General features: G+C 72.9%; 13 protein-coding genes. 6 read left to right on the top strand and 7 right to left on the bottom strand.

Features of this window, described 5'->3' with window-relative positions:
• Positions 1-180: 180 nt before the first annotated feature.
• The 4 genes from fusA to ACZ47G_RS01035 all read right to left on the bottom strand — a co-directional run bounded on the left by fusA (position 181) and on the right by ACZ47G_RS01035 (position 4,120).
• Entirely contained in the window at positions 181-2,286 is a 2,106-nt protein-coding gene (gene fusA / locus ACZ47G_RS01020) for an elongation factor G (protein WP_465739340.1), read from the bottom strand.
• Positions 2,287-2,325: 39 nt separating this feature from the next.
• Positions 2,326-2,796 carry a 30S ribosomal protein S7 gene (gene rpsG / locus ACZ47G_RS01025; RefSeq protein WP_030055803.1) on the bottom strand — a complete coding sequence of 157 codons (471 nt, stop codon included), beginning with the start codon at positions 2,794-2,796 and terminating at the stop codon, positions 2,326-2,328.
• 2 nt (positions 2,797-2,798) lie between these two features.
• Positions 2,799-3,170, bottom strand: coding sequence for a 30S ribosomal protein S12 (gene rpsL / locus ACZ47G_RS01030; protein WP_014144289.1), 372 nt, complete (start codon positions 3,168-3,170; stop codon positions 2,799-2,801).
• A 404-nt stretch (positions 3,171-3,574) separates the two neighbouring features.
• The gene (locus ACZ47G_RS01035; RefSeq protein ID WP_465739341.1) at positions 3,575-4,120 is read right to left on the bottom strand and encodes a DUF1707 and DUF4190 domain-containing protein; all 546 of its coding nucleotides are present in this window, start codon (positions 4,118-4,120) and stop codon (positions 3,575-3,577) included.
• 273 nt (positions 4,121-4,393) lie between these two features.
• On the opposite strand from ACZ47G_RS01035, the gene ACZ47G_RS01040 reads away from it, so the two are divergent.
• The 4 genes from ACZ47G_RS01040 to ACZ47G_RS01055 all read left to right on the top strand — a co-directional run bounded on the left by ACZ47G_RS01040 (position 4,394) and on the right by ACZ47G_RS01055 (position 9,563).
• Positions 4,394-5,227 carry an ABC transporter ATP-binding protein gene (locus ACZ47G_RS01040; protein ID WP_465739342.1) on the top strand — a complete coding sequence of 278 codons (834 nt, stop codon included), beginning with the start codon at positions 4,394-4,396 and terminating at the stop codon, positions 5,225-5,227.
• Positions 5,228-5,244: 17 nt separating this feature from the next.
• On the top strand, positions 5,245-6,864 hold the full coding sequence (locus ACZ47G_RS01045; RefSeq protein ID WP_465739343.1) for a transporter: 1,620 nt from the start codon (positions 5,245-5,247) through the stop codon (positions 6,862-6,864).
• A 236-nt stretch (positions 6,865-7,100) separates the two neighbouring features.
• Positions 7,101-8,399 carry a DUF2786 domain-containing protein gene (locus ACZ47G_RS01050; protein WP_465739344.1) on the top strand — a complete coding sequence of 433 codons (1,299 nt, stop codon included), beginning with the start codon at positions 7,101-7,103 and terminating at the stop codon, positions 8,397-8,399.
• 48 nt (positions 8,400-8,447) lie between these two features.
• Entirely contained in the window at positions 8,448-9,563 is a 1,116-nt protein-coding gene (locus ACZ47G_RS01055; protein WP_465739345.1) for an ADP-ribosylglycohydrolase family protein, read from the top strand.
• On the opposite strand, the gene ACZ47G_RS01060 is transcribed toward ACZ47G_RS01055, so the two are convergent.
• From ACZ47G_RS01060 to ACZ47G_RS01070, 3 genes are read right to left on the bottom strand one after another with little or no spacing between them, the layout of a single operon-like run.
• Entirely contained in the window at positions 9,564-10,871 is a 1,308-nt protein-coding gene (locus ACZ47G_RS01060; RefSeq protein ID WP_465739346.1) for a serpin family protein, read from the bottom strand.
• Between the two features lie 36 nt (positions 10,872-10,907).
• Entirely contained in the window at positions 10,908-11,906 is a 999-nt protein-coding gene (locus ACZ47G_RS01065) for an ADP-ribosylglycohydrolase family protein (RefSeq protein ID WP_465739348.1), read from the bottom strand.
• 20 nt (positions 11,907-11,926) lie between these two features.
• A complete protein-coding gene (locus ACZ47G_RS01070) occupies positions 11,927-13,141 on the bottom strand; it encodes a cytochrome P450 (protein ID WP_465739349.1) in 1,215 nt (404 codons plus the stop codon).
• Between the two features lie 176 nt (positions 13,142-13,317).
• Here ACZ47G_RS01070 and ACZ47G_RS01075 point away from each other — a divergent pair, with 176 nt between their 5' ends.
• Both ACZ47G_RS01075 and ACZ47G_RS01080 read left to right on the top strand, forming a co-directional pair.
• Positions 13,318-14,382, top strand: a complete 1,065-nt coding sequence (locus tag ACZ47G_RS01075; RefSeq protein WP_465739350.1) for an ATP-binding protein — start codon at positions 13,318-13,320, stop codon at positions 14,380-14,382.
• A complete protein-coding gene (locus tag ACZ47G_RS01080) occupies positions 14,379-16,172 on the top strand; it encodes a vWA domain-containing protein (RefSeq protein ID WP_465739351.1) in 1,794 nt (597 codons plus the stop codon). The genes ACZ47G_RS01075 and ACZ47G_RS01080 overlap by 4 nt, the downstream gene beginning before the upstream one ends.
• Positions 16,173-16,205: the final 33 nt, after the last annotated feature.

The following is a 16,205-nucleotide window of genomic DNA, read 5'->3' on the forward strand; positions in this document are numbered from 1 at the left end:
AGTTCCTGTACGCCGTGCTGACGTCAGTTGGTCTTTGGTTACGGGCCCGGTACGGGTGCCCGAGGCACTTCGCACCCTCCCGTGGGTGGGGGGCCGGAGGGCCCGGGAGGATCCGGACGGATCCTCCCGAGTCGCCTCCTAACAGCCTAAGGGGTGTGAATCATCCCGAATATCGGGACGTCACTCGCCCTTGGACTTGGCGATGATCTCCTCAGCCACGGCCTTGGGGACCTCGGCGTACGAGTCGAACTGCATCGAGTAGCTCGCGCGACCAGAGGTCTTGCTGCGCAGGTCACCGACGTAGCCGAACATCTCGGAGAGGGGCACCAGCGCCGTGACGACGCGGGCACCGTGACGCTCGTCCATGGACCGGATCTGGCCACGGCGAGAGTTGATGTCGCCGATCACGTCGCCCATGTAGTCCTCGGGCGTGGTGACCTCGACGGCCATCATCGGCTCGAGGAGGACCGGCTTGGCCTTCCGCGCGCCTTCCTTGAAGGCCATCGAACCGGCGATCTTGAACGCGAGCTCGGAGGAGTCGACGTCGTGCGACTGACCGTCCAGCAGGCTCACGCGAACGCCCTGGAGCGGGTAGCCGGCGAGGACACCGAACTCCATGGCCTCCTGGCAACCGGCGTCGACCGACGGGATGTACTCGCGCGGGACGCGGCCACCGGTGACCTTGTTGACGAACTCGTAGCCCTCGGCCTGCTCGAGCGGCTCGATCGCGATCTGCACCTTGGCGAACTGACCGGAACCACCGGTCTGCTTCTTGTGGGTGTAGTCGATGCGCTCGACGGCCTGACGGATCGTCTCGCGGTACGCGACCTGCGGCTTGCCGACGTTGGCCTCGACCTTGAACTCACGCTTCATACGGTCGACCAGCACCTCGAGGTGCAGCTCGCCCATACCCGCGATGATGGTCTGGCCGGTCTCCTCGTCCGTGTTGACCTGGAAGGACGGGTCCTCCTCGGCGAGACGCTGGATGGCGACACCCAGCTTCTCCTGGTCACCCTTGGACTTGGGCTCGATCGCGACGCGGATGACCGGGGCCGGGAAGTCCATGGACTCCAGGATGACCGGGTTCTTCTCGTCGGACAGCGTCTCACCGGTGGTGGTCTGCTTCAGGCCCATGACGGCGACGATGTCGCCGGCGCCCACCGACTCGATCTCCTCACGCTTGTTCGCGTGCATGCGGTAGATCTTGCCGATGCGCTCCTTCTTGCCCTTGACGGCGTTCAGCACCGAGGTGCCGGACTCCAGGCGGCCGGAGTAGATCCGGACGAAGGTGAGCTTGCCCAGGTGCGGGTCGGACATGATCTTGAACGCCAGCGCGGCCAGCGGCTCGTCGTCCGAAGCCTTGCGGGAGATCTTGGTCTCCGGGTCGTTCGGCTTCGTGCCCTCGACGGACTCGATGTCCAGCGGCGACGGCAGGTACTTGACGACCGCGTCGAGCAGGGGCTGAACGCCCTTGTTCTTGAAGGCGGTACCGCAGAAGATCGGGGTGAAGTCCGAGTTCAGGGTGCCCTTGCGGATCGCGTCCTGCAGCAGCTCGACCGGGATCTCGGCCTCTTCGAGGGCGAGCTCCATGATCTCGTCGCTGACGTTCGACACGGTGTCGATCAGCTGGGTGCGGTACTCGTCGGCCTGGTCCTGCAGCTCGGCCGGGATGTCGACGATGTCGTACATCTCGCCCTTGGCGGCCTCAGCCGACCAGACCAGCGCCTTCATGCGGACCAGGTCGACGACGCCCTGGAAGTCCGCCTCGGCACCGATCGGCAGCTGCATCACCAGCGGGGTGGCGCCGAGGCGCTCCACGATGGTGTCGACGCAGAAGAAGAAGTTCGCGCCCGTGCGGTCCAGCTTGTTGATGAAGCAGATGCGCGGGACGCCGTAGCGGTCAGCCTGCCGCCACACGGTCTCGGACTGGGGCTCGACACCGGCGACACCGTCGAACACCGTCACCGCACCGTCGAGGACGCGCAGCGAACGCTCCACCTCGACGGTGAAGTCGACGTGACCCGGGGTGTCGATGATGTTGATGGTGTTGTCGACGCCGTCGACCGTCCAGTGGCAGGTCGTCGCGGCCGACGTGATCGTGATGCCGCGCTCCTGCTCCTGCTCCATCCAGTCCATGGTGGCAGCGCCATCGTGGACCTCACCGATCTTGTACGAGACACCGGTGTAGAACAGGATCCGCTCGGTGGTGGTGGTCTTGCCCGCGTCGATGTGCGCCATGATCCCGATGTTGCGGACCCTGGCGAGGTCAAGGGAGGTTGCAGCCATTGTGGCTCGTTCTCTCTCTGTCTAGTGACGGGGTACGGACTACCAGCGGTAGTGCGCGAAGGCCTTGTTGGACTCGGCCATCTTGTGGGTGTCCTCGCGACGCTTCACGGAAGCGCCCAGGCCGTTGCTGGCGTCGAGGATCTCGTTCATCAGGCGCTCGGTCATGGTCTTCTCGCGACGGGCGCGGGAGTAACCGACCATCCAGCGCAGCGCCAGGGTGCTGGCGCGGCCCGGACGGACCTCGACCGGAACCTGGTAGGTCGCGCCACCGACACGGCGGGACTTGACCTCGAGGGCCGGCTTGACGTTCTCCAGCGCACGCTTCAGCGTGACGACCGGGTCCGAGCCGGTCTTCTCACGGACGCCCTCGAGGGCGCCGTAGACGATCCGCTCGGCGGTGGAGCGCTTGCCGTGCAGCAGGATCTTGTTGACCAGCTGGGTGACGACCGGGGAGCCGTAGACCGGGTCGATGATGACCGGGCGCTTCGGGGCGGGGCCCTTACGAGGCATTCTTACTTCTCCTTCTTGGCGCCGTAGCGGCTGCGAGCCTGCTTGCGGTTCTTGACACCCTGGGTGTCGAGCGAACCGCGGATGATCTTGTAGCGGACACCAGGAAGGTCCTTCACACGACCACCGCGAACCAGCACGATGGAGTGCTCCTGCAGGTTGTGGCCCTCGCCCGGGATGTAAGCGGTGACCTCGATCCCGCTGGTGAGGCGCACACGGGCGACCTTGCGGAGAGCCGAGTTCGGCTTCTTCGGGGTGGTCGTGTACACACGCGTGCAGACCCCACGGCGCTGCGGGGAGCCCTTCAGCGCGGGAGTCTTGTTCTTCTCGACCTTGTCCTGCCGGCCCTTTCGGACCAGCTGCTGGATCGTAGGCACCGTTTCTCCGTTTTCTGTGTGCCAAGGCTTGGTGGAACTAACCTGCGGTGTTCCCTCGCACACGACCCCGTGGTCGACCCACGCGGTCGGGTGTGTTGGGCTTTTCCGTCACGGAATCCCATGGCTGCTGTACAGCGACGGCGCTCTACGCGCGGCGCGCTGGGAAGCGCTCCGGCTCGGCGCGGCGACCGGTGTGCATGCACGCACAAGGACCCGGGGACACCCCAGGCACAAGGTCAGAGCGTACCTAGCGCATGGGGCTCGGTCAAAACAAATGCAACGCCGCAGGTCGTGGCCTTCGGCCGGGTGTCGCCCCGGTGTCCCGTACGCGACCGGCCGGTGTCGGGCCGCCCTCCACCCGCTCTACCACAGTCGGTGGACGGCCGCCAGCGGGGGCGCGGCCCCTAGGCGACGGCCAGCAGGATCATCAGGAACCAGAAGGAGCTGCCCAGGTAGCCGAGCACCAGCCCGAGGACGGCCGCCCAGTCCCCGTCCATGTTGCGTTCCCGGATCTGCGCGCGGGCGATGTGGCCGGTCACCACCGCGGGCACCGCCATGACGAAGGTCAGGCTGCACACCAGGGAGACCACCGCCAGCACGCTGGTGGGGCGGGCCTGCGGCACCGGCGGCGGGACCAGGAAGGTCGCCGGGACCGGCTGCGCGGCCTGCAGCGGCGCCGGCATCGGCCCGGACGGCAGGTCGGCCACCAGGGCGGCCAGCTCGCCGTAGGTGACCGCCCGGGCCGCGGCCTCGTGGCGCTGCCCGTACTCCTCGGCGGACAGCCGGCCCTCGGCGAACCCGGCCTTCAGCACGTCCACCGTCCGGTCCCGGTCCGCGTGGCTCGCCCGCATCGCCGCCTGCGGGGGCGGCGCGGGCTGCCAGCCGCCGGCCGTCGGCCCGCGGCCGTACCGATCGGCGGGACCGGGCTCGCCCCACGGTTGAACGGACATCCGCCACCTCCCGGCCCCGCGGCACCCCCGCGCGCTCACTGCTCCTCATAGTGCAGGACGAACAAGGGAACTGAGTAGTTGCCGAATCGGACCGGCGGCTCCCGGAAGCCGGCCGCCGAGCGGCGCGCCTCACTCGTTCGGCGGACAGCCTCAGAGGATGCTCAAAGCGGGCGACAGCCCGGACGGGCGGTGCCACGCTGGGCTCCCCAGCATCGCCCGACCATCCGTACGTTCATCCGTGCGTCCACCCACCACCACAGACAGAAGGCCGCCATGGCGTCAGCAGCGTCGCCCTCCGAATCGACCCCCGTCGGCCCCAGCGGACCGGACGCCCCGTCCGCCGTCAGCATCCGAGGACTGTGGAAGCACTTCGGCGACCAGGCCGCCGTGGCCGGACTCAGCCTGGAGCTGCCCGCCGGGGCGTTCTTCGGCCTGGTCGGGCCGAACGGCGCGGGCAAGACCACCACGCTGTCCATGGTCACCGGACTGCTCCGGCCCGACCAGGGCACCGTGCTGGTGCACGGCACCGACGTGTGGGCCGACCCGGTCACGGTCAAGGCCCGGATCGGGATCCTGCCCGAGGGCCTGCGGATGTTCGAGCGGCTCAGCGGGCGCGAGCTGCTCCAGTACACCGGCCGGCTGCGCGGCCTGCCCGCCGTCGAGGTGGACCGCCGCGCCGAGGAGCTGCTGGCCGTCCTGGACCTCGGCCGGGACGCCGACAAGCTGGTCGCCGACTACTCCACCGGCATGCGCAAGAAGATCGGCCTGGCCGCCGCGCTGCTGCACAACCCCGACGTGCTGTTCCTGGACGAGCCCTTCGAGGGCGTCGACCCGGTCTCCGCCCAGACCATCCGCGGCGTGCTCAAGCGGTACGCGGCGGCCGGCTCCACGGTGGTCTTCTCCAGCCACGTGATGGAACTGGTCGAGCAGCTCTGCGACTGGGTGGCCGTGGTCAACGCGGGCCGGGTGATCGCCCAGGGCCCGCTGGACTCCGTCCGCGGCGCGCGCAGCCTGCACGAGGCCTTCCTGGAGCTGATCGGCGTCCGCGAGGACGACGGCCAGGCCCTCGACTGGCTCGGCGGCGGACACTCCGGAGGCGCCCGGTGAACGAGCGAGGTGGGGGCATGAGCGCCGCCGCGGTGGTGCCCGACGGGCGGACGGTGGTCCGCGGCCTGGTGTCCCTCAAGCTGCGGCTGCTGCGCAACGGGCTGCGGCGCAGCCCCGGCCGGACCGCCGTGTACGTCATCGGCGGCGTCCTCGGCCTGGTCGTGGCCGGCGGCATGGCCTTCGGCATGGCGATGCTGAACGGGCGCTACGCCGGCTCCGGGGACACCGGGGTGATGCTGCTCGGCGTGCTCACCCTGGGCTGGGCCGCGCTGCCGCTGTTCCTGTTCTCCAGCGACGAGAGCGCCGACCCGACCAGGCTCACCATGCTGCCGCTGCGGCCCGGCCCGCTGCTGCGCGGCTCGCTGCTGGCCGCGCTGATCGGGCCCGGTCCGCTGATCAGCCTGGTGCTGGTGGCCGGCGCGGTGCTGTCCGGCGCGGACGGGGGCGGCGCGGCCGCCACCGCGGTGGTCGCCGTGCCGCTCGCACTGCTCTGCCTGGTCACGCTGTCCCGGGCGGTCGCGGCCGGGAACGCCCGGATGCTCTCCAGCCGGCGCGGCAAGGACTTCGCGATCTTCGGCGGCCTGGCCTTCGCCCTGCTCGTCCAGGCCGCCAACATCGGCTCGCAGAGCATCTTCGGCCGCCCGCACGGCCAGGACCTCGACCTCAGCCCGCTCAAGCCGATCGCCGCGGTGCTGCGCTGGATCCCGCCGGTCAGCGCGGCGGACGCCCCCCGCAGCGTCGGCGAGGGCGAGTACGCGGCGGCGCTGCTCCAGCTGGCCGCGGCCGCCGCGCTGCTGGTCCTGCTGCTGCGCTGGTGGCGCGGCAGTCTGCAGCAGCTGATGGTGACCGCCGACTCCTCCACCCTGGAGGTGGCCCGCGGGGTGGAGAACGGCCGCGGCTGGCGGTTCCTGCCGGAGGGCCGCACCGGCGCGGTGATGCAGCGCCACCTGCGGTACGCCTGGCGCGAGCCGCGGGCCAAGGCAGCGCTGTTCACCAGCGTCGGGATGACCCTGGTGATCTGCGTGCTGTCGATGGTCCAGGGCTGGTCCAGCGTCTACCTGCTGGCGATGACCGGGACGTTCCTCGGGCTGCAGATGCTCAACCTGTTCGGCATGGACGGCTCGGCGTTCTGGATGGTCGCCGCCACCCTGCGCACCCCGGCCGACGCCCGGGACGAGCTGCGCGGCCGCGCGTACGCGGTGCTGTCGTACGCCGTCCCGGTCGCGCTGGTGCTCGGGCTGGTGCTGGCCGCCGCCACCGGCGAGTGGGCCGAGCTGCCGTCCGCGGTCGGCCTGGCGGTCGCGGTGCTCGGCTGCGGCATCGCGCTCGGTTCGGTGTTCAGCGTGCTCGCGCCGTACACCATGCCGGCCGACAGCAACCCGATGCGCAACGCCGCCCCCGGACAGGGCGGGCTGATCCTGCTCAACCAGTTCGGCTCGATGGTCGGCGTCGCGGTGCTCGCCCTGCCGGTCGGCGGCTACCTGCTGTGGGCGTTCGAGTCGGACGGGCCGACCTGGCCGCTGCTGCTGCTCGGCCCGCTCTACGGCGCCCTGATCGCCACCCTCGGCATCCGGCTGGCGGCCGCCAAGCTGCTGGACCGTGTGCCGGAGATCATGGCCAAGGCCATCGAGCGGTAGGGCCTGTCCGGCGGATCTTGTCGGATCAGCGCGCGGCGTTGGGCGCCCGGCTGGGCGTGTGCCCGAGTCGGCCTCGTACTGGACGTACTTGGGCGATTCGGGCGTGCGTCCAGGCGGGATGCCCGGCGTCGCGCGCCCGGCAAGATCCGCCGGACAGGCCCTGGGGCCTGTCCGGCCGGCCCCTCCGGCATCATAGGCCGGAGGGGCCGGACCGTCGAGGAGAGCAGGGACACACCGTGGGCAAGCGCGCGCAGCAGGGCGACGGGAACGCCGGGCCGTTGCTGGAGCAGGCGGTGCGCTCGGTGCTCACCGCCCCCGACGACGCGCTGGACCTCGCCCTGGACACCGGGGCCTCGCTGCTGGCCGCCTCGGCCGGGCAGTGGCCGGCGGTCAGCCGGGCGCTGCTCGGGTACGCGGACACCGCGGTGGGCCGCTGCTGGTCCGCCGGGTGGCGTCCGGCGGACCTGGTGCGGGTGGTGCGGCGCGGGCTGACCCCCGTCCACCTGGCGCTCGCGGTGGACCTGATCGCCGCCGAGGGCCGCCGCCACCCCGCCGCGGTCCTGGACCGGCGCTGGCAGGAGCAGCTGCGCGAGCTGGAGGCCGAGGTCTGGTGGCCGGCCGACGAGCAGTACCTCGGCGCCTTCGCCCACCGGCACCGGCTGGACCGCTTCGCGCTCGCCACCACCCTCCTGGAGCTGCTGCGCAGCTGGGGCCGGCTGCCCCCGATCGCACCGGTCGGCCCCGCACCGGGGCAGTCCGGGCAGCCCGGTCCGACGCGGCGCACCGCCGGGCCGCAGCATCGTGGGGCATCGGCCGGCGAGCCGCGGATGCTGGCCCGGATCCGGGCCCTGCTGGCCAAGGCCGAGTCCACCGAGTTCCCGGAGGAGGCCGAGGCGCTGACCGCCAAGGCCCAGCAGCTGATGGCCCAGCACAGCATCGACGGGGCGCTGCTGGCCGCCGCCGCGGCCGACCGGGACACCCCGGCGGCACTGCGGATCGGCGTGGACAACCCGTACGAGGGCCCCAAGACGATGCTGCTGGACGCGGTCGCGGTGGCCAACCGGTGCCGGGTGGTGTGGGCGAAGGAGTTCGGCTTCTGCACCGTGATCGGCTTCGACGGGGACCTCGACGGCGTCGAGCTGCTCTACACCTCGCTGCTGGTGCAGGCCACCCACGCGCTCAACAAGGCCGGCTCCGGCAAGGACTCCCGCAGCAAGGCCTTCCGGCAGTCCTTCCTGGTCGCCTACGCGGCGCGGATCCGCGAGCGGCTGACCGCCGCCACCGAGCGGGCCACCAGCGCCGCCGCGGCCGGCCGGCACCTGCGCGAGGACGGCACCGAGGAGCAACTGCTGCCGGACGAGCGGCTGCTGCCCGCGCTGGCCGCCCGCTCGGCGGCGGTGGACGACGAGGTCGGCCGGCTGTTCCCGAAGCTGGTCTCGCAGCGGGTCCGGGTCAGCGACGGCGAGGGCTGGGCGGCCGGGCGGGCCGCGGCCGACCGCGCCGCGCTGCACGGGCGGGGCGAGATCCACAACTGACGCCGCGCCTGATAGAAACGACCCGCCACGAACGAAGGGGGATTCGACGTGACGGAGTCGGCGGCGGAGTCGGGATACCGGGACCGGGTGCGCGGTGCGCTGCTCGGCGGCGCGATCGGCGACGCACTGGGCTGGCCGGTGGAGTTCCAGCAGCTCCACCAGATCCGGGACCGGTTCGGTCCGCAGGGCGTGACCGCGTTGCCGTCCGGGAGCGCCGGGCCGGTGGAGGTCACCGATGACACCCAGATGACGCTGTTCACCGCCGAGGGCCTGATCCGCGGGTTCGTCCGCGGCTGGTCGGGCGGCGGCGGCTCGGTGCCGGAGGCCGTGCACGGCGCCTACCGGCGCTGGCTGCGCACCCAGTACCAGCCCGAGCCGGACGCCGGGCCGCAGCCCCGCCCGTACGACGGCTGGCTGCTCGGCCGGCCGTTCCTGTACGCCCGGCGGGCGCCGGGCAACGCCTGTCTGAGCGGGGTGTCCGAGCACCCGGTGTTCGAGGCGCCGTCCCCGATCGGGAGTCCGGGGCCGATCAACCCCGGCTCCAAGGGCTGCGGTTCGGTGATGCGCTCGGCGCCGTTCGGTCTGGCCCGGCTCGGCGTCGAGCAGTCCTTCGGGCTGGCCGTGCAGTGCGCCCAGCTCACCCACGGGCACCCGACCGGCTACCTCGCGGCCGGCGCCTTCGCGGCGCTGGTCGAGCGGCTGGCGGCCGGGACGGAGCCGTGGGCGGCGGTCGGCGAGACGGTGGAGCAGATCCGCGAACTGCCGAAGTCCAAGGAGACCGTCCAGGCGCTGGCCCGGGCGGTGCGACTGGCCCAGGAGGCCGAGCCCTCGGCGGACACCGTGGAGCGGGTCGGGCTCGGCTGGATCGCCGAGGAGTGCCTGGCCATCGCGGTGCACGCGCTGCTGGCGGCCACCCTCGACCCGGACCCGGTGCGCACCGCGCTGCTGCTGTCGGTGAACCACTCGGGGGACAGCGACTCCACCGGCGCGGTCTGCGGCAATCTGGTCGGGGCCGCGTACGGCGCCTCGGCGCTGCCCGCCGACTGGGCGGGGGCCGTCGAGGGCCGGGCCGAGCTGCTGACGGTCGCGGACGACCTGCTGGTGCTGTTCGGCAGCCGCGACCCGGGCCACCCGGCGCTCGGCGGGCGCTACCCGGCCTGGTAGCTACTTCGCCTGCGGGTCGGTGACCTGACCGAGGAACAGCGGCCGTCCGGTGGCGGTGTCCCGGATCAGGAACAGGAACGGCCGGTCGACGTGCAGCTGGGCGGGCTGACGCGGGGCCGGCGCCGCCGCCCCGGCGAGCCCGGCGCCGCTGCCGGCCGCCGCGACCGTACCGCCCTCGTCGACCTCGATGGTGGCCTTCTGCACCACCGTGCTGACGGCGAGGGGCTCCTTGGCGATGCCGCCGAAGTCGGCCTTGTCGAAGGCCGCGTGGACGCCGAGCGAGCGCAGCGCGGGGGTGAGCTCGTTGGACGTGTCGAAGTGGAAGCGCGGCAGCTGGAGGTCGACGGGCTGCTCGGCGAGGGCGCCGAGGATCCGGTCCAGCTGGGGCTGGTCCAGCCCCTTGGCGAAGGCCGCGAAGCCGCCCTGCGCGGGGACGATCAGGTCCATCGCCAAGTTGCTCCCCGTGTACGGGAGTTCGACGGCCTGCCAGGGCTCGCCGGCGATCCCGCCGGAGCCGTCCGCGTATTTGAACCCGCCGGTCTGGCTCATCAGCGGGACGGACGGGGTGGAGCCGTCGAGCTTGTGGAACGGGCGGTCCTCGGTGTGGGCGGGCTTGAACTCCGAGGCCCACTTCGCCTTGAGGTAGAGCGCGTCGGTGAGGACCAGCCGGGTGTCCGGATTGATCGCCTTCGGGGCGAAGAGGTCCTTGATCCGCCCCTCGGTGGCCTTCTCCACGGCGGCGTTGACCGCCTTGCGGCTGCCGTCCGGGTCCTTCTTGAAGTCGGTCGTGTGCACTCCGGCGTCGAAGGCGGCGGCGAGCGTCGCCAGGTAGTCCGGCTCCACGGGGAAGCCCTGCTGCGTCCAGACCTCGTCGGCCTGGTGCAGGTCGGTGGTCCCGGTCCGCTGGTCGAGTGCCCCGACCGCGAGCGCGTACTGCTTCGGGTCGAGGTCGGTGTGCAGGGCCTTGGCGAGCTCCTCGGCGGTCGCGCCGCGCGCGCCGGGCACCAGCATCCCGAGCACGGTGGCCAGCCCGACGGGCGAGACCACCAGGTTGTGCCCGGCGCCGGCCGGGTCGGCGGTGAGGCTGTGCAGGAGGTCCAGGCCGAAGGCGTCGGTGCTCTTGGCGGCGGCGGCCACCTGGGCCGGGTCCACCGCGGGCCGGCCGGCCGGCGGGGAGGCCCGCAGTTCGCCGGTGGCGGCGGATCCGGTGCTGCCGCAGCCGCTGAGCAGCGGCGCGGCGAGGGCGGCGGCGAGGAGCAGCGCCGCCGGGCGACGGCGGTGGTTTCCGAGCGTGCTGCGGTTCGTCATGGACCTTCGACGCGGCGCTCCCGCTCCGGGTTCCGCTCAGTCCCAGAGCGCGCCGAATTCCAGCAGTTCGTCCCGGTGCTCGATCCGCTCGACCCACTCCCGGGGCCAGACCGCCTCGCCGTGGTGGGCGCCGGCGAAGGCGCCGGTCAGGCAGGCCAGCGAGTCGGAGTCGCCGCTGGAGTAGGCGGCCCGGCGGACGGCGGCCACCGGGTCCTCGGGCAGCAGCAGGAAGCAGAGCAGCCCGGTGCCGAAGGCCTCCTCGGCGACCCAGCCCTCGCCGGTGGCCAGGCAGGGGTCGGCCTCGACGTCGGGTGCGGCGAGCGCGGCCTCCAACTGGTCGAGCACCTTGAGGCAGTCGTCCCAGCCCCGGGCGAGGACGGCCTGCGGGGAGGCGCCGTACCAGCGCTCGGCGAGGTCGCCGAGCCAGAACGCGTCGTACCGCTCGCGGCCCGCCAGCGCGTACGCCCGCAGCACCGCGGGCAGCCCGGCGGGCGGGACGCCGTCGGCGAGCTTGCGCACGGCGTACGCGGTGAGGTCGCTGGCGGCGAGCGCGGTCGGGTGGCCGTGGGTGAGCGCGGACTGCAGCTGGGCGGCGCCGGAGAGCTGGCTGGCGTCCAGCTCGCGGATCAGACCGACCGGGGCGACCCGCATGTTGGCACCGCAGCCCTTGGAGCCGACGTCGCTGGCCTGCTGCCAGCGGTACGCGTCGTGGCTGAGCCGCTCGCAGGCGCGCAGGCAGGTCATGCCGGGGGCGCGGTTGTTCTCCGGGGAGCGCCACCAGTCGACGAACTCCTCGCGGACCGGCCGCTCCAGCCGCAGCGGGGTCAGCGGCCCGCGCGCCAGGGCGGTGCGCAGGCCGCGGGCGAGGGCGAGCGTCATCTGGGTGTCGTCGGTGACCAGCGCCCGCTGCGGCAGCGGGAGCCGCCGCCAGTCCGGGTGTTCGGCGGCGATCCGCTCGACGTCCTGGAACTCGGTGAGCCGGCCCATCGCGTCGCCGATCGCCAGCCCCAGCAGTGCCCCCGTCGCCTTGCCCACGGCCTTCTCCCCCTCAGATCTCAGACTTCGACCAGCAGTTCCTTGAGCCCGCGGATCACGTAGCCCGGGTTCCACTCGGGCTCGCGGACCAGCCGCAGGCCCGGGGCCCGGCGCAGCAGCGTGCCGTAGGACTCGGTGAGTTCCAGTCTGGCAAGCGGGGCGCCCAGGCAGAAGTGGATTCCGGCGCCGAAGGTGATGTGCGGGTTGTCGGTGCGGCCGAGGTCGAGGCGGTCGGGGTCGGCGAAGCGCTCCGGGTCGCGGTTGGCGGAGCCGAAGAGCAGGGCGAGCTCGGCGCCGCGCGGGATCGTGACGCCGCGGACCTCGACGTCGTCCAGCACCCAGCGCTCGAACATCTGCAGCGGGGTGTCCCAGCGCATCAGTTCCTCGACGGCGGTGGGCAGCAGTTCGTCCACCGAGCCGCGCAGCCGGGCGAGTTCGCCGGGGTGGCGGAACAGCGCCCACCAGCCGTTGCCGGTGGTGTTGACGGTCGCCTCGTGGCCGGCGTTGAGCAGCAGCACGCAGGTGGAGACCATCTCCTGCTCGCTGAGCGCGTCGGAGCCCTCCTGGGCCTGGATGAGCGCGCTGATCAGGTCCTCGCCCGGGGCCGCCCGGCGCTCGCGGATGAGGGCGCGCAGGTAGTCGGAGAACTCGGTGCTCGCGGTGACGGCCCGGCGGGCGGTCTCCTCGCTCGGGTTGAGCTCGAACATCCCGGTGATGTCGGCGGACCAGGGACGCAGCAGGTGCCGGTCGGCCTCCGGCACGCCGAGCATCTCGGCGATCACGGCGACCGGCAGCGGTTCGGCGACGGCGGAGACGAGGTCCCCGCCGCCGGCCGCGAGCAGCCCGTCGACCAGTTCCCCGGCCAGCCGCCGGACGGTGGGGCGCAGCCCCTCGACCATGCGCGGGGTGAAGGCCTTGGAGACCAGCCGGCGGATCCGGGTGTGGTCGGGGGCCTCCAGGTCGAGCAGCCCGTGGTCGTTGAGGGTGTGGAAGGGCTCGTGCGCCGGGTCGGGCTCGGGGCGGCCGAACTCCTGGTGGCCGAACCGGTGGGTGTAGGTGCGGCCGAGCCGCCGGTCGCGCAGCAGGGCGCTGACGTCCTCGTGGCGGGAGACCAGCCACTGGTTCGTCGGCTCGTGGTACGTCACCGGCGCGTGCTCGCGCAGTTCGGCGTACGCGTCGTACGGGTGGGCCACGAACTCCGCCGACCAGGGGTCGAACTTCGCCGTCGTCGTCATCGCTCGATCACTCCAGGCCGTGAGGGGAAGCCGGGAAGATCATCGTATGCATGCGGTACGTCCGTAAAGGGTCCTCACGGGCGCCGGGCGGCCCGGGCCGCCGAAAATCCGGGTGCGCCCGGGCAACTCCCGCCGCACACTGGGCCGGTCACGCACCGTCGCCACGAAGGAGCCCCGTGCAGGGAGCAGTCAGCGTCTCGCCCGTCCAGATCCCCGAGCTGCTGCTCGGCCTGGCCACCGTCCGCCCGGTGTTCCTCTGGGGCGCCCCCGGGATCGGGAAGTCCTCCCTGGTCAGGGCGTTCGCCGAGTCGCTCGGACTGGAGTGCGTGAGCCTGGTCGGCACCCAGCTCGCCCCGGAGGACCTGATCGGCGTCCCCCAGCTCACCCCCGAGGGCCGCTCCCGGTTCTGCCCGCCCGAGCAGATCGCCCGCGACGAGCCGTACTGCCTGTTCCTGGACGAGCTCAACGCGGCCTCGCCGGACGTCCAGAAGGCCTTCTACTCGCTGATCCTGGACCGCCGGATCGGCTCCTACGAGCTGCCGCCCGGCTCCATCGTGATCGGTGCCGGGAACCGCGCCACCGACGGCGCGCTCGCCCGGCCGATGGCGTCCGCGCTGGTCAACCGCATGGTCCACGTCCATCTGCGGGCCAGCGCCGAGGACTGGCTGCGCTGGGCGGCCGGCGCCGGCATCCACCCCTGGATCCTCGACCACCTCACCGACCGGCCCGACCACCTGTGGTCCGCCCCGCCCAAGACCGAGGAGCCGTTCTCCACCCCGCGCGCCTGGCACATGCTCTCCGACGCGCTGCACTCCTTCGGCCCCACCCTGGACGAGGGGACCCTCAAGGTGGTCGCGTACGGGCTGCTCAGCCCGCAGCACGCGATCGCCTTCTGCGGCTACGCGAAGATCGTCCGCAACTCCTACGGCCTGGAGGCCATCCTCAAGGGCGACGCCCGCTGGCCGCACCGGCTGGAGGACCGCGACCTGCTCTACTACCTGGCCGACGCCTTCCGCGGCCGGCTGGTCAAGGAGCTGCCCGCCGGCAAGGAACACGCCTCCGGGGCGCAGCGGCAGACCGCCTTCCGGGCCAAGTCGCTGCTGGTGCAGCTGGCCGAGATCTCGGTGGAGGTCGCCCAGACGGTGATCGCCGACGGCTCGGACGGCAACCCGGTGCTGCCCTCCTGGTTCCTGATCGAGGCCGCCCGGGACATGCCCCGGCTGGTCGAGGCCCGCCGGTGAAGCGCGCCCAGGCCGCCGCGAAGAAGCCCGACCCGGGCACCGAGGCCTTCGACGAGGGCGTCCGGCTGCTGCGCCGCAACCCGGCCCTCGCCGCGCTGCGGGCCGACGTGTGCCGCACCGAGGAGTGCACCACCGCCCCGCCGGACGGCTGGGCGGTGGTCGACTCCAACGGCACCCTGCACGTCAACCGGCGCCGCCGGGCCGAACCCGAGGAGTGGGCCTGGGTGCTGGCGCACGGCCTGCTGCACCTGGGCTTCGGCCACCTCCCGGGCGCCCGCGGCAGCCGCCCCCAGCCCGACGCGTACCAGGCCGCCGCCCGCTGCGCGGTGGTCAACCGCTTCCTCGCCACCTTCCCGGTCGGCCGCGCCCCGGTCCCGCTCCCGCAGGAGTACCCGGGCGGCGACGAGGAGGAGCTGGCCGCCCGCTGGCGCCGCGACGGCCTGCCCGCGCTCGACGCCGCCGGGGCGGCCGGCACCGCCGAGCGCGACCAGCTGCTGGTCGAGTGGCACGGCCACGGCCAGGCCCGCGAGGACTGGCCGACGGCCTTCGCGGCCGCGCTCACCCGCACCATGTCCGCCGCGATGGACCGGGCCGGCGGCCGGATCGACGCCGCCACCGGGGAACGGCTGCCCGAGCGGCCCTGGAACCGGGCGCTCAACTGGTTCGTCTCCTCGTACCCGCTGCTCGGCGGCATCGCGGCCGGCCTCACCGTGGTGGCCGACGCCGAACTCGCCCGGGCCCACGACATCGCCGTCGCCGCCGTCAACGCCGAGGTGGGCGAGATCTACGTCAACCCGCTGCGCCACTACAGCGACGAGGAGTGGCGGTTCATCCTCGGCCACGAGATCCTGCACGCCGCCCTGCGGCACGGCGAGCGCCGCGGCGGGCGGGACCCGTTCCTGTTCAACGTCGCCGCCGACTACGTCATCAACGGCTGGCTGCTGGAGATGGGCGTCGGCGAGATGCCCGACGGGCTGCTGCACGACCCGCAGTTGAAGGGCCTGTCGGCCGAGGAGGTGTACGACCGGATCGCCCGCGACCAGCGCCGGATCCGCCGCCTCGCCACCCTGGCCGGGAAGAACCGCCCGGACGTCCTCGGCGAGCCGCTGGGAACGCCCCGGGACTACGTGGACCTGGACGACTTCTACCGGCGCGGCCTCCAGCAGGGCTTCGAACTGCACCAGCGCGAACGCGGCCTGCTCCCGGCCGGCCTGGTCGAGGAGATCCGCGCGCTCGCCCACCCGCCGCTCCCCTGGGACGCCCTACTGGCCCGCTGGTTCGACGAGTTCGTGCCGCGCCCGGAGCCGGTGCGCAGCTACTCCCGCCCCGCCCGCCGGCAGTCCGCCACCCCGGACATCCCCCGGGCCGGCCGCTACCACCCCGAGGAGGAGGTGCCGCGCTGCACCTTCGGGGTCGTCCTGGACACCTCGGGCTCGATGGACCGCACGCTGCTCGGCAAGGCGCTCGGCGCGATCGCCTCCTACGCCGCCGCCCGGGACGTCCCGGCCGCCCGGGTGGTGCACTGCGACGCCGCCCCGCACGACGCCGGGTACCTCCCGGTCGAGGAGATCGCCGGGCGGCTGCGGGTGCACGGGCGCGGCGGCACCGTCCTCCAACCCGGCATCGACCTGCTGGAGCGGGCCGAGGACTTCCCGCCCGGGGCGCCCGTCCTGGTGATCACCGACGGCGAGTGCGACGTGCTGCGGCTGCGCCGCGAGCACGCCTTCCTCGTCCCGCGCGGAGCCGGCCTGCCGTTCACCCCGCGCGGACCGGTCTTCCGGATGAGCTAGGGCGGGCCGGGCCCAGGACCCGTCCGGCAGGAT

The organism is Kitasatospora sp. NPDC030952, from assembly GCF_055571335.1.

Coding starts and splice junctions, on each gene's coding strand:
- ACZ47G_RS01045 (WP_465739343.1), top strand. CDS start 5,245: ATGAGCGCCGCCGCGGTGGTGCCCGACGGGCGGACGGTGGTCCGCGGC.
- ACZ47G_RS01040 (WP_465739342.1), top strand. CDS start 4,394: ATGGCGTCAGCAGCGTCGCCCTCCGAATCGACCCCCGTCGGCCCCAGC.
- ACZ47G_RS01035 (WP_465739341.1), bottom strand. CDS start 4,120: ATGTCCGTTCAACCGTGGGGCGAGCCCGGTCCCGCCGATCGGTACGGC.
- rpsG (WP_030055803.1), bottom strand. CDS start 2,796: ATGCCTCGTAAGGGCCCCGCCCCGAAGCGCCCGGTCATCATCGACCCG.
- fusA (WP_465739340.1), bottom strand. CDS start 2,286: ATGGCTGCAACCTCCCTTGACCTCGCCAGGGTCCGCAACATCGGGATC.
- ACZ47G_RS01060 (WP_465739346.1), bottom strand. CDS start 10,871: ATGACGAACCGCAGCACGCTCGGAAACCACCGCCGTCGCCCGGCGGCG.
- ACZ47G_RS01070 (WP_465739349.1), bottom strand. CDS start 13,141: ATGACGACGACGGCGAAGTTCGACCCCTGGTCGGCGGAGTTCGTGGCC.